Source organism: Streptomyces sp. NBRC 110028, from assembly GCF_001417735.1.
Taxonomy (GTDB): domain Bacteria; phylum Actinomycetota; class Actinomycetes; order Streptomycetales; family Streptomycetaceae; genus Streptomyces.
On the sequence record NZ_BBUZ01000059.1, the window covers coordinates 1 to 12,612 of the forward strand.

Annotated in this window: 10 protein-coding genes; 1 reads left to right on the plus strand and 9 read right to left on the minus strand. The window is 71.6% G+C overall.

Going from position 1 to position 12,612, the window contains the following annotated elements; genetic code table 11:
* From kdpB to kdpF, 3 genes are all read right to left on the minus strand, one after another.
* The coding region (gene kdpB / locus ASC60_RS36625; protein ID WP_063787283.1) for a potassium-transporting ATPase subunit KdpB at nt 1–1,274 on the minus strand (1,274 nt) is incomplete at its 3' end.
* A complete protein-coding gene (gene kdpA, locus ASC60_RS36630; RefSeq protein ID WP_055558047.1) occupies nt 1,274–2,938 on the minus strand; it encodes a potassium-transporting ATPase subunit KdpA in 1,665 nt (554 codons plus the stop codon). The genes kdpB and kdpA, both read right to left, overlap by 1 nt.
* A complete protein-coding gene (kdpF, locus tag ASC60_RS36635) occupies nt 2,935–3,027 on the minus strand; it encodes a K(+)-transporting ATPase subunit F (protein WP_055558048.1) in 93 nt (30 codons plus the stop codon). The genes kdpA and kdpF overlap by 4 nt, the downstream gene beginning before the upstream one ends.
* 293 nt (nt 3,028–3,320) lie before the next feature.
* Between kdpF and ASC60_RS36640 the strand changes: the two genes are divergently transcribed.
* On the plus strand, nt 3,321–5,816 hold the full coding sequence (locus ASC60_RS36640) for a DUF4118 domain-containing protein (RefSeq protein ID WP_055558049.1): 2,496 nt from the start codon (nt 3,321–3,323) through the stop codon (nt 5,814–5,816).
* A gap of 25 nt (nt 5,817–5,841) precedes the next feature.
* On the opposite strand, the gene ASC60_RS36645 is transcribed toward ASC60_RS36640, so the two are convergent.
* The 6 genes from ASC60_RS36645 to ASC60_RS36670 are packed head-to-tail and all read right to left on the minus strand — an operon-like array spanning nt 5,842 to nt 12,148.
* Nucleotides 5,842–6,087, minus strand: coding sequence for an acyl carrier protein (locus ASC60_RS36645; RefSeq protein ID WP_055558050.1), 246 nt, complete (start codon nt 6,085–6,087; stop codon nt 5,842–5,844).
* Nucleotides 6,084–7,445, minus strand: a complete 1,362-nt coding sequence (locus tag ASC60_RS36650) for a 2-oxo acid dehydrogenase subunit E2 (RefSeq protein WP_055558051.1) — start codon at nt 7,443–7,445, stop codon at nt 6,084–6,086. The genes ASC60_RS36645 and ASC60_RS36650 overlap by 4 nt, the downstream gene beginning before the upstream one ends.
* A gap of 2 nt (nt 7,446–7,447) precedes the next feature.
* A complete protein-coding gene (locus ASC60_RS36655; protein WP_055558052.1) occupies nt 7,448–8,443 on the minus strand; it encodes an alpha-ketoacid dehydrogenase subunit beta in 996 nt (331 codons plus the stop codon).
* A 4-nt stretch (nt 8,444–8,447) separates the two neighbouring features.
* Nucleotides 8,448–9,473 carry a pyruvate dehydrogenase (acetyl-transferring) E1 component subunit alpha gene (gene pdhA, locus ASC60_RS36660; RefSeq protein WP_199831156.1) on the minus strand — a complete coding sequence of 342 codons (1,026 nt, stop codon included), beginning with the start codon at nt 9,471–9,473 and terminating at the stop codon, nt 8,448–8,450.
* Nucleotides 9,470–11,260 (minus strand): acetate--CoA ligase, encoded by a 1,791-nt coding sequence (acsA, locus tag ASC60_RS36665; protein WP_055558053.1) that lies wholly within the window; start codon nt 11,258–11,260, stop codon nt 9,470–9,472. The genes pdhA and acsA overlap by 4 nt, the downstream gene beginning before the upstream one ends.
* A gap of 30 nt (nt 11,261–11,290) precedes the next feature.
* A complete protein-coding gene (locus ASC60_RS36670; protein ID WP_055558054.1) occupies nt 11,291–12,148 on the minus strand; it encodes a universal stress protein in 858 nt (285 codons plus the stop codon).
* Nucleotides 12,149–12,612 lie beyond the last annotated feature (464 nt).

The window sequence follows — 12,612 nt, forward strand, 5'->3', positions numbered from 1 at the left end:
GGGTCGGACTGCCCGCCGTGCCCGGTCACCCAGGCGGCCACCGCCGAGGCGGCGCCCTTGCGGACCTCCCAGCCGTCGATGGTGACCCCGCTCATTCGGGTCTGGGCGGTGAACGGCACGAAAGCGGCGTGCTCCAGCTCGCCCTCGTCCCGGGCGCGCTTTCCGTGTCTCGCTTTCGCCAGGACCACGATCGAACGTCCCTCCGGGGTCTCGTCGGCCAGCGACGACAGCTGGGCGGCGTCCGCGAGCTCGTCGATGTCCACCCCGCCGACGGGCAGGAACTCGGCGGCCTGGCGGTTGCCGAAGGTGATGGTGCCGGTCTTGTCCAGCAGCAGGGTGTTGACGTTCCCCGCGGCCTCGACGGCGCGTCCCGACATCGCCAGGACGTTGCGCTGCACGAGCCGGTCCATGCCCGCGATGCCGATCGCCGACAGCAGCGCCCCGATGGTCGTCGGGATGAGGGCGACCACGAGGGCGACCAGGATGACGATGGTCTGCTCGGCGCCCGCGTAGATCGCGAACGGCTGCAGGGTGACCACCGCCAGCAGGAAGACGACGGTCAGGGACGCGAGGAGGATGTTCAGCGCGATCTCGTTCGGGGTCTTCTGCCGCGCGGCGCCCTCGACCAGGGCGATCATCCGGTCGATGAAGGTCTCCCCCGGCTTGGAGGTGACCTTGATGACGATGCGATCCGACAGCACCTGCGTCCCCCCGGTCACCGCCGAGCGGTCACCGCCGGACTCCCTGATGACCGGCGCCGACTCGCCGGTGATCGCGGACTCGTCGACCGACGCGACGCCCTCGACCACATCACCGTCGCCGGGGATGATGTCGCCCGCCTCGCAGACCACCAGGTCGCCGACGCCCAGCGCGGTGCCCGGCACGTGCTCCTCGGTGCCTTCCGTACCGCCCGTCAGACGGCGTGCGACGGTCTCGGTCCTGGCCTTGCGCAGCGTGTCGGCCTGCGCCTTGCCACGGCCCTCCGCCACGGCCTCGGACAGGTTGGCGAAGACCGCGGTCAGCCACAGCCATGCGGTGATCACCCAGGCGAAGACGCTCGGGTCCTTGATCGCCGAGAGGGTGGTGAGGACCGCGCAGACCTCCACGACGAACATGACCGGGTTCTTGACCATGGCCCGGGGGTCCAGCTTCCTGACCGCGTCGGGCAGGGAGACCAGGAGCTGCCGGGGGTCGAGCAGCCCTGAGGAGACCCGGTGGGACGCGTTCGGGTCGCCCCCGGGCGCGCCCTGGGATTCGAGGGTGGTGGAGGACATCACCGCAGACCTTCCGCGAGCGGCCCCAGCGACAGCGCCGGGAAGTACGTGAGACCGACGACGATGACGACCACGGCCGTCAGCAGGCCGACGAACTGGGGCCGGTGCGTGGGCAGCGTGCCCGCCGTGACCGGCGTCGGTGCCTGCTCGGCGAGCGAGCCGGCGAGCGCGAGGACGAACACCATCGGCAGGAAGCGGCCGAGGAGCATGGCCAGGCCGAGCCCGGTGTTGTACCACTGGGTGTTCACGCTCAGCCCGGCGAACGCGGACCCGTTGTTGTTGGCGGCCGAGGTGAAGGCGTACAGCACCTCGGAGAAGCCGTGCGGCCCCTTGTTGAGCATCCCGGCCCGCTCGCCGGGCAGCGCCATCGCCAGACCCGAGCCGGCCAGCACGATCGCGGGGGTGGTGAGGATGTAGAGGGAGACGAACTTCATCTCCCGGCCGCCGAGCTTCTTGCCCAGGTACTCAGGCGTACGCCCCACCATCAGCCCGGCCACGAAGACCGCGATGAGGGCCAGGATGAGGATGCCGTACAGGCCGGAGCCCGTGCCGCCGGGCGCGATCTCGCCCAGCATCATGTTGAAGAGTGTCATGCCGCCGCCGAACGGCGAGAACGAGTCGTGGAAGGAGTTGACCGCTCCGGTGGAGGTGAGCGTGGTGGACGCGGCGAACAGGGCCGAAGCCCAGATGCCGAACCGCCGCTCCTTGCCCTCCATCATCCCGCCCGCCGCGTGACCCGCCTGGCTGCTGACACTGTGCAGCTCGTTGGCCGTGATGATGGCGACCGAGGAGGCCCAGATCAGGGCCATGACGGCGACGATGGCGTACCCCTGGCGGTTGTCGCCGGCCATCCGGCCGAAGGCGCGCGGCAGTGAGAACGAGATCACCAGCAGCAGATAGATCTCCAGCCAGTTGGTGAAGGCGTTGGGGTTCTCGAAGGGATGGGCGGAGTTGGCGTTGTAGAAGCCGCCGCCGTTGGTGCCCAGCTCCTTGACGACCTCCTGTGAGGCGACCGGGCCTCCGGTGAGGCTCTGGTGGCCACCGGCGATGGTGGAGATCGGCTCGGTGCCGTGGAAGTTCTGGATCACCCCGCCCGCGACCAGCACGAGCGCGAAGACGAAGGCGATGGGGAGGAGGACCCGCAGCACGATCCGCGTCAGGTCCACCCAGAAGTTGCCGACCCGGTCGGTCTTCTCGCGGGTGAAGCCGCGGATCAGGGCGGCGACGACGGCGATGCCCACGGCCGCGGAGACGAAGTTCTGCACCGCCAGGCCCGCCATCTGCACCAGATGCCCCATCGTGGCCTCGCCCGAGTACGACTGCCAGTTGGTGTTGGTGACGAAGGACGCGGCCGTGTTGAAGGACTGGTCCGGTGTCACCGCCTTCATGCCGATCGACAGCAGCAGATGGTTCTGCAGGCGCAGAAACCCGTACAGGAAGACCACCGACACGGCGGAGAACGCGAGCACGCCGCGCAGATACGCCGGCCACCGCTGGTCGGTGTCGCCGTCCACCCCGCCCAGCCGGTATATCAGCCGCTCGGCGCGCAGATGTTCGGGCGCGGTGAGGACGTGGGCGATGTAGTCGCCCAGAGGGCGGTAGGACAGCGCCAGCGCCCCGATCAGTGCGAGGACCTGAAGCCATCCCGCGAGGGTGCCGTTCACTGGAACTTCTCCGGGAAGATCAGGGCCAGCACCAGATAACCGAGGAGAGCCACCGCGACGATGAGACCGATGACATTGTCCGCTCTCACAGCCGTCCGGCCCCTTTCGCGACCAGGCCGAGGACTGCGAACACGGCGATGATCAGGACGATGAACCCCACATCTGACATACGGAAGACACTCCGGCGGCTCGTGGCACGGTCACCGACGATGCCCCTTGTTAGCGTGGCGGCGGCTCCTGTCCGAAGACGCTGACGGTGTCTCGGCACAAATCGGCCCACTTGGCCTACTCCCCGCGACACGCCTGCGCTGAAGGAGCCCCCTGACGGGCGCACCATGGGAACGCGGGTGCATGGTGGCGCTGAATCGGCGGGAGGCCGCCCGTGGCACGTGGACGGTTGCGGATCTACCTCGGGGCGGCGCCGGGGGTCGGGAAGACGTACGCCATGCTCCAGGAGGGGCAGCGGCTGCGCGCGCAGGGCGCCGACGTGGTGGTCGGCCTGGTCGAGCCGCACGCACGGCGGCTGACCGCCGCGCTGGCCGAGGGCCTGGAGACCATCCCCCGGCACACCCTGGTCCACCGGGGTACGGCCTTCACCGAGATGGACGTGGACGCCGTGCTGGCCCGCCGTCCCGGGATCGCCCTGGTCGACGAGCTGGCGCACACCAACGTGCCCGGATCGCGCCACACCAAGCGCTGGCAGGACGTCGACGCGCTCCTCGACGCCGGGATCGACGTCGTCACCACCCTCAACATCCAGCATCTGGAGTCGCTGAACGACGTCGTACGGCAGATCACCGGCGTCGTCCAGCACGAAACCCTGCCGGACGAGGTGGCGCGCCGTGCCGACCAGATCGAGCTGGTCGACCTGCTGCCCGAGACCCTGCGCCGCCGTCTGGTGCACGGCGATGTCTATCCGCAGGACCGCGTCGAGAGCGCCCTCACCCACTACTTCCGGCTGGGCAATCTCACCGCGCTGCGGGAACTGGCCCTGCTGTGGCTGGCCGACCGCGTCGAGGAGGGGCTGCAGCGCTACCGCGCCGAGCACGGCATCACCGCCCCCTGGGAGACCCGGGAACGCATCATGGTCGGCCTGACCGGCGGCCCCGAGGGCGAGACCCTGATCCGCCGCGCCGCCCGGATCACCGCCCGCACACCGGGCAGCGAACTGCTGGCCCTGCACGTCGTGCCCGGTGACGGGCTCGCCCAGCCGACCCCGGGCGCGCTGGCCGGGCAGCGGGGCCTGGTGGAGTCGCTCGGCGGCAGCTACCACCAGACCACCGGCGAGGACGTCCCCGCGGCGCTGCTGCGGTTCGCCGAGGCCGAGAACGTCACCCAGATCGTCCTGGGCGCCAGTCGGCGCGGCCGCCTCTCGCTCCTGCTGCGGGCCGGTGTGGGACAGCGGACGATCCATGGCTCCGGCCCCATCGACGTGCACATCGTCACCCACGAGCAGGTCGGCGGAACCGTGTTCCCCCGGCTGCCGCGGCGACCGTCCCGAGGCACCGGACGGGTGCGGCTGTGGTCCGCGCTGATCGGAGCCGCCCTGCTGCTGCCCCTGCTCACGCTCGTGCTGACCATGCTGCGCGACCGAGTCGGTCTGCCGGGCGTGCTGCTCGGTTACATGCTGGTCGTCGTGTCGACCGCCCTCGTCGGTGGCGTCTGCCCCGCGCTGGCCGCCGCGATCGCTTCGGGGGTGCTCGCCGACTACTACTTCACCGCACCGCCGCACTCCCTGAAGGTCACGCGCCCCATCGACATCGTGGCGCTGGCTGTCTTCGTCGCCGCCGGGTGGCTGGTCGGTGCCGCCGCTGGGGCGGCCGCGCGCCGTACCCATCAAGCCCGGCGGGCGGCCTCCGAGGCCCGGGCGCTGAGCCGGCTGGCGGTCGCCATGACGCGCGGGCAGGACCTGCCGGCGCTCCTGGAACAGGTCCGGGAAAACTTCGCGCTGACCTCGGTCAGCCTGCTGGAGCGCGAACCGGGGCGCGGCTCCGAGCCCCGCTGGTACGTCCTCGCCAGCACCGGTGAGCGGCCCCCCGAGCTGCCCTATGACGGCGACGTGGAAGCCCCCGTCGACGACCGTCTCACCCTGGCGGCCCGCGGTCGTGGGCTGAGCGCGGACGACCAGCGCATCCTCGCCGCGTGCGCCACACAGATCGGCATCGCCCACACCCACGGCAGGCTCACCCGGCACGCCGCCGAAACCGACACCCTCGCCGCCGCCGAACACACCCGCGCCTCCCTGCTCCTCACCGCGAGCAACGACCTGCGCTCACCCCTGCGCACGGCCGAGGAAGCACTCCAGCGCTTGCACCCCCTGCCGCCCGAACTCACCCTCCACCTCGCCGCCGCCCGGTCAGCGGTACACCGCGCCGCCCAGCTCGTCACCGACCTCGAAGACCTGAGCCGACTGCACATCGGAGCCCTGGACCTGTACCTGCGGCCCACCGACCCGGACGAGGCGCTGACCGCCTCGCTCGACGACCTCGGTACCGGCGGCCACACCATCGCCCTCCGCCTACCGGAAGAGCTTCCCTACGTACTGGCCGACGCGGCCCTGCTCACCCGTGTCCTCACGGTGCTCGGAGCCGACGCACTGCGCCACAGCCCGCCCGACGCCCCACCGACCCTCACGGCGGAGGCCCGGCCGGGCCACTTGACCCTGCGTCTCACGGACGGCACCGGCTCCGGACCGGCGGGCGCCCGGACCGGCAGTCTTCCTTTCCGGCTGTCCCGCGACCTCGCCGAGGCGATGGGCGGCGCCCTGGAACCCACGACCACCGGCGGCACCTTCTCGGTGACCCTCACCCTCCCGACCGCGGCGCCCCGCCCGGGAACCGCCGTGGAAGACCCTTCGGACCCCGGCTCCCCGCCGTGATCACCGGCCGGATGGAGACCCCTGCCTATGCGCCGTCGGCGGAGAGGAAACCGACGCAGCCGGACAAGGTGGTGAGCCGTGGTGTGTCCGCGTCGTCGATGCTGACTCCCGTGCGCTCGCCGAGCGTTTCGACGAATCTCAGGAAGTCGAGCGAGTCGAGTTCGAGGACCTCACGGAACGGGTCCTCCGGCCGCAGGGCGGTGAGGTCGGCACCGGGCACGATCCGGGCAAGGGATTCCTCGACGGCGCTCAGGGCTTCGGTGCGGTTCATAGCTCCTCCGGACGCTGCAAGAGGCGGTCGACCGCGGTCAGATAGCGGGCCCCGATGGCTCCGTCGGTCGCCCGGTGGTCCGCGGAGAGGGTGGCGGTGACCGTCGGCCGGACGCCGAGCAGGCCGTCGACGGCACAGGGGCGCTCGACGACCCGCCCGAATCCGACCAGCGCCACCTGCGGTGGGTAGATCACACCGAGGACGGTCTCCACCCCCTGATCGCCGAGGTTGGTCACGGTCAGGGTGGGGTCCGCCACCTCCGATCCGCGCAGTCGGCCCGCGCGGGCACGGGTGACCAGGTCCTTCAGCGCCGTCATCAGCTGCGGCAGGCCCAAGCTGTCGGCGTCGCGCAGGGCGGGGGTGACGAGTCCGCCGCCGCGCAGGGACACGGCGACGCCCAGGTGCACGCCGTCGCCCGCGATGAAGTGGTCCTCGGCCCAGAAGCCGTTGAGCTCGGGTACCTCACGGGCTGCGCGGGCGGCGGCCTTCAGCAGGAGGGCCGCGGGGAGCAGGCGCTCGGCCGCCGGACTGCGCCGGTTGTGGTCTCGCAGCCAGTTTGTCGCGGCGGCCATGTCGACCGTCGTGGCGAGGTAGTAGTGCGGGATTTCGCGTTTGGAGCGGGCCATCAGACCGGCGATCGTCCGGCGCATGGCCGAAGCCTGCTCACCGCTTGTCCGTGTCGGCCGGGCACGGGCGCTCACGGGGCCGGGGGCTTTCGGTGCCGGGGCCGCTGGGCCGGGAGCGGCCCTGCGCACGTCGTCGGCGCGGACTGATCCGTCCTTGCCCGTCCCCCGGGCGGTGCCGAGGTCCACGCCCAGTTCACCGGCCAGGCGCCGGGCGAGCGGGGTGGCCCGTACCCGGGACGGCTGGGCGGCGGCCCGCTCCACGTCGGTGCGGGTGATGCGGCCACCAGGCCCTGAGCCGTGGAGGGTCACCAGGTCGACGCCGTGCTCCCTGGCGAGGTCCCGGACCAGGGGCACTGCCTCGGCCCGCACATGCTCTCGGGGAGGGGCGACGGGCGGCTCCTGGGCACGGGCGGGGGTCGGCTCGACCGGAGCGGGTGGCGCGCTCTCCGCCTTCCGACGCGGCGGCCGTCTCCTCTCCGGCTTCCCGGGGCGCTTCGCCGTCGGCTCGATCAGTGCGAGCGGGGTCCCCACGGGCACCGTCGTACCCGGCTCGACCAGCAGCCGCCCCACCGTCCCGGTGTCGAAGCACTCCACCTCGATCGTGGACTTCGCGGTTTCGACGACCGCGACCGGGTCGCCGCGGCTGACCGGCTGGCCGGGACGCACCAGCCACTCCAGGAGCGTCCCCTCGTCCATGTCCGCGCCCAGCGACGGCATCGTGAACTCGGCCATGATCAGTCCACCGTCCGGTGTGCCGCCGCCACGATGCCGGCGGTCTGGGGCAGTGCCGCCTCTTCCAGCCGCCTGGCGTACGGCATGGGGCACTCGGCGCCGCACACCCGCTCCACGGGCGCGTCCAGCTCGTAGAGCGACTCCTCGGCGATGCGTGCGGACACCTCGGCGGCCAGGCTGCCGGTGCGCCAGCCCTCGTCGACGACGACCGCGCGGTGAGTCCGGGCGACCGATGCGGTGACCGTCTCGATGTCGAGCGGGCGCAGTGTCCGCAGGTCGACCACCTCGGCGCTGATGTCCTCGGCGGCCAGCTCATCGGCCGCGCCGAGCGTCTTGGGCAGCGAACCACCGTACGTGATCAGGGAGACATCGGTACCCGGCCTGCGGACCGCCGCGTGGTCCAGGTCCGCCGGCGCCGCGGCCGGGCCGAGGTCGCCCGAGACGTTGTACAGCCCGCCGTGCTCGAAGATCAGCACCGGATCGGGGTCGGCGAGCGCCGGAGCCAGCATCCCCCGGGCGTCCTCGATGGTGGCCGGGGCGACCACCCGGATCCCGGGGATGTGGGCGTACCAGCCCTCGAGGCTGTGCGAGTGCTGTGCGGCGAGCTGGCGGCCCGCGCCGGTCGTCATGCGAATCACCAGCGGAACGGGAAGCTGTCCGCCCGACATGTGCAGCAGCGTGGCGGCGTTGTTGAGGATCTGGTCCAGGGCGAGCAGGCTGAAGTTCACGGTCATGATCTCGACGATCGGCCGCATCCCGGACAGGGCCGCGCCGATGCCCGCGCCCACGAACGCCGACTCCGACAGCGGGGTGTCGCGGATCCGGTCCGGCCCGAATTCCTCCAGCAGGCCGAGGCTGACGCCGAAGCAGCCGCCGTACCGTCCCACGTCCTCTCCCATCAGGAAGACACGGTCGTCGGCGCGCAAGGCATCGCGGAGTGCCTCGCGCAGCGCTTCCCGGTACGTGGTCTTCGACTCTTTCGCCGGACCGGCTCCCATGGGCTCAGCTCCCCTCCGCGCTCGTGCTCGTGCTCGTGACATGGCGCAGCAAGGTTTCGGTCGGCTCCTCCGGTGCCTTTTCGGCCGTTTCCACGGCGTGGTCGACCTCGTCGACGACTTCGCGTTCGAGGCGGGTCAGCGCCTTGTCCCCGAGTTCACCGCGCTCGCGCATGCGGTCCATGAGCCGCTCGATGGGGTCCTGTGCCTTCCACCGCTCGATCTCGGTTTTGCCGCGGTAGCGGTCGGGGTCGTACATGGAGTGTGCCCGGAAGCGGTAGGTGCGCAGTTCGAGGAAGTACGGCCCGGCTCCCGCCCGGATGCCCTCCGCGGCCCTGTGCGCGGCCGCCTCGACGGCCTCCACGTCCATGCCGTCCACGGCCCAGGCGGCCATGCCGTAGGAGGCCGCGCGCAGGGCGAGGTCGGTCTGTGCCTCGTGGCGTTCCAGCGCCGTGCCCATCGCGTACCGGTTGTTCTCGCAGACGAACAACAGCGGCAGGCCCCATAGGGCGGCGAGGTTCGCTGTCTCGTGGAACGCGCCTTCCGCGAACGCCCCGTCACCGAAGAAGCAGCAGGTGACGCGGTGTGCGGCACGCATGTGGTCGGCCAGCGCGAGCCCCGCGGCCAGCGGGATGCCACCGGCGACGATCGCGTTCCCCCCGTAGAACCGGCGACTCGCGTCGAAAAGGTGCATGGATCCGCCGCGGCCCCCGCTGCATCCGGTCGTCCTGCCGTACATCTCGGCCATGACGGCTTCGGCCGGGATGCCACGGGCGAGTGCGTGCCCGTGTTCGCGGTAGGTGGAGACCACGGCGTCGTCGGGTGTCAGCGCCTCGCTGACACCGACGGCGACGGCCTCCTCTCCGATGTAGAGGTGGACGAAGCCCCGGATCTTCGCGGCGCTGTACAGCTCGACACAGCGCTCCTCGAAGCGGCGGATGCGCAGCATGGCGTGCAGCAGGTCGCCGCGGTGTCCGGCTTCCGCGGTACGGGACGAGGGACGCCGTGCGCGGGTCTGGCGGGCCGGGCTCATGCGGATTCCTCCAGGGTGGACAGGTCGCCGGTGGGCAGACCGAGTTCGCGGGCGCGCAGCAGCCGGCGCATGACCTTGCCGCTGCGGGTCTTGGGCAGGTTCTGGTCGAAGGCGATCTCCCGTGGCGCGACGGCGGGGCCGAGCCTTCGGCGGGCGAAGGCGAGCAGGTCGCGTTCGACGGCCGGTGTCGGCTGGACACCGGGGCGCAGGGAGACGAACGCCTTGACGATGTTCCCGGCGACGGGGTCCGGCCTGCCGATCACCCCCGCCTCGGCCACCGCCCGGTGTTCCATCAGCGCGCTCTCCACCTCGAACGGCCCGATCAGATGCCCCGCCGACTTGATCACGTCGTCGGCACGGCCCACGAACCAGAACCAGCCGTCCGCGTCCCGGCTGACCAGGTCACCCGTGAGGTACCAGCCGTCGGCGAACGCGGCCTCGTACCGCTCCTTGTCGTGCAGATAGCCGCGGAACATCGACGGCCAGTCCGGTCGCAGTGCGAGCTCTCCCTCGGCTCCCGGCCGGTCCTCCACCCGCACCCGGCCATCGGTGACCAGCGCCCGGCCGTTCTCCCCGCACCTCAGCACCGCTGCCTCGACACCCGGCAGCGGCCTGCCCATCGAGCCGGGGCGGATCTCGCAGGCCGCGAAATTCGCGATCATGATGGAGCCGGTTTCGGTCTGCCACCAGTTGTCGTGGACGGGCAGCCCCAGCACCTCCTGCCCCCACACCACCGCCTCGGGGTTGAGCGGCTCGCCGACCGAGGCGATGAACCGCAGACGGGACAGGTCGTAGGAGGCGGGCAGGTCGTGAGGGCCCTGCCGGGGCGTGGCCCGCATCAGCATGCGCAACGCGGTGGGCGCGGTGTACCACACGCTCACGTGCTGTTCCGCGAGGATCCGGTACCAGCGCCCGGTGTCGAATTCGCCCTCGTCGACGACCACGGTCACACCGTGGACGAGCGGGGCGATGACGCCGTACGACATGCCGGTGACCCATCCCGGGTCGGCGGTGCACCAGTACACGTCGCCGGAGTGCAGGTCGAGCGCGGAGGCGGCGGTGGCGTAGTGGGCCAGGACCGCCTCATGGACGTGGACCGCTCCCTTGGGGGTACCGGTGGTGCCACTGGTGAAGTGCAGCAGGGCCATGTCCTCCGGTGAGGTCGGCGGAATGGCGAAGTGGTCGGGGGCACAGGACATCAGCTCGTCGAACGACAGGGTGCCGGGAAGGGCCCCGGCGCCGGGGCCCACGATGAGCACATGGTCCAGTCCGTCGAGCGACGCCCGGCGCTCGGCCACCTTGCGCCGGTAGAGCGCGGCCGTGGTGACCAGTACCCGGGCGTCGCCCAGGCGCAGCCGCTGTGCCACGGGATCGGGGCCGAAGGCAGAGAACAGCGGGCACAGCACGCTGGTGTTCTTGAGCGTGCCCAGCACCACCGTGTACAGCTCGGGGCAGCGGCCGAGCAGGGTGAACACCCGGTCGCCGTGGCCCACTCCCAGCGAGCGCAGCACGTTCGCGAATCGGGCGGTTCGCTTCGCCAGTTCCGCGTAGGTGACGGTGCGGACCGCGCCGTCCCGGCCGACACAGCGCAGCGCGGCCCCGCCACCACGCTCCGGATCCGCGTGCCGGTCCACCGCCTCATGGGCGATGTTCAGCCCTCCGCCGGGGAGCCCGGCCAGCGCGGCGCACGCCCGCGACCAGCTGAACTCCGCACGCGCCCGGTCGTAGTCGGTCAGGTTCGGCATGACCCGCGGCGCGGTTTCCTTACGGATCGTCTCCCAGACCATGAGGTTCCTTCCGCGTATGCCCCGCCCCGGTCACTCGTGGGGGACCACGGCGACCGGACAGGCCGCGTGGTGTACGGCCGCCTGCACCACGGGGCCGAGACGGGGGCCGAGGGCGGGCGGGTGTTTTCGCCGTCCCACCATCAGCAGATCGCTGTCCGCGGCGGCCCGTACGACGGCCCGGGCCGGGCTCTCCAACCGGACCTCGTCGACGACCCGCACCCGGGGGAACTTCTCCCGCCACGGCCGCAGAACCTCTTCCAGCTCCCCTCGCGCCCGCTCCGCCTGGTCCCGGGCCACGTCCGACTCCGCGCCCCGGACGCCGGTGTACGCCCGGTCGGGCTTTCTTCCGTGGACGGCGTGCAGCGGCACGCCACGGGTGAAGGCGGTGACGTAGGCGAACTCCAGGAGGTTGTCCTGGGGACCGTGCAGACTCAGGCCCACGACCACATGCCGTCGGCGTTGCTCCGCCGCCCGCTCCCCGCGGACCAGCACCACGGCCCGCTCCGCCCGACCGACGACATGCAATGCGACATCGCCCAGGAAGAAGCTCGCCACCGGGTCCAGCCCCCGGGAACCGAGCACCAGCATCCGCGACCGCGCGGCCGCGTCGAGCAGGGCCGTCTCGGCCTCGTCCGCGACCAGGTCCTCCACGATGGTCAGTCCCGGGTGGCTGCTGGACAGCTCGGTGTGCGCGTCGTGCACGATCCGCTTCGCCCAGTAGTTCTGCTCGTCCGCCGCGGGACTGTCGGGAGTGGGCGGGGACAGCAGGATCCAGGCGTGCGTCAGTCGCAGCGCCAGTTCGCGCCGCTCCGCCTCGTCGGCGGCCCAGCGGGCCGCGGCCAGGCTCTCGGCCGAACCGTCGAGGCCCACGGTGACCACTTGCTCCATAGCAGTCGCCTCGTCTCGCAAGGAACATTTTTCCTCACGTGGAGTACCCCATGGCGTTCGAACCACCGCCCCGGGCTGCCGGTGTTCCCGAGCGCCGCTGCCCCGGCTCGTGTCCGCCGCCGGATGAGCCTCATGACTCCCTCCGGGCCCGGCCCCGCACCGGCCACAGCTCGCTGCCGCGGCTCGCCGTCTTGTCCCAGTAGTCGCAGCCCTCGCCGTACCGTGCACACATCAGTGGAAGGGAGACCGTCGTGACCGTGATGACCACCCCGGCCGCCGGGACCTCCCCAGAGCGGTTCGAGTTCTGGCGCGCCCTGATCGGCCACGGCTTCGTACCGCTGGAGACCCTGCCCCGCGCGACCCCCGACTTCCGGGCCGCTCTCCGCACCGCCCACCTCGGTCCGGTGCAAGTCCTGTACGACACCCGCTTCCCCTGCACACTGGACTTCGCCACTCAGGTGGAG

What these genes read in the sequence shown, in the direction of transcription:
- ASC60_RS36645 (WP_055558050.1), bottom strand. Translation starts at nt 6,087, where the DNA reads ATGAACCGCACCGAAGCCCTGAGCGCCGTCGAGGAATCCCTTGCCCGG.
- ASC60_RS36650 (WP_055558051.1), bottom strand. Translation starts at nt 7,445, where the DNA reads ATGGCCGAGTTCACGATGCCGTCGCTGGGCGCGGACATGGACGAGGGG.
- ASC60_RS36655 (WP_055558052.1), bottom strand. Translation starts at nt 8,443, where the DNA reads ATGGGAGCCGGTCCGGCGAAAGAGTCGAAGACCACGTACCGGGAAGCG.
- pdhA (WP_199831156.1), bottom strand. Translation starts at nt 9,473, where the DNA reads ATGAGCCCGGCCCGCCAGACCCGCGCACGGCGTCCCTCGTCCCGTACC.
- acsA (WP_055558053.1), bottom strand. Translation starts at nt 11,260, where the DNA reads ATGGTCTGGGAGACGATCCGTAAGGAAACCGCGCCGCGGGTCATGCCG.
- ASC60_RS36670 (WP_055558054.1), bottom strand. Translation starts at nt 12,148, where the DNA reads ATGGAGCAAGTGGTCACCGTGGGCCTCGACGGTTCGGCCGAGAGCCTG.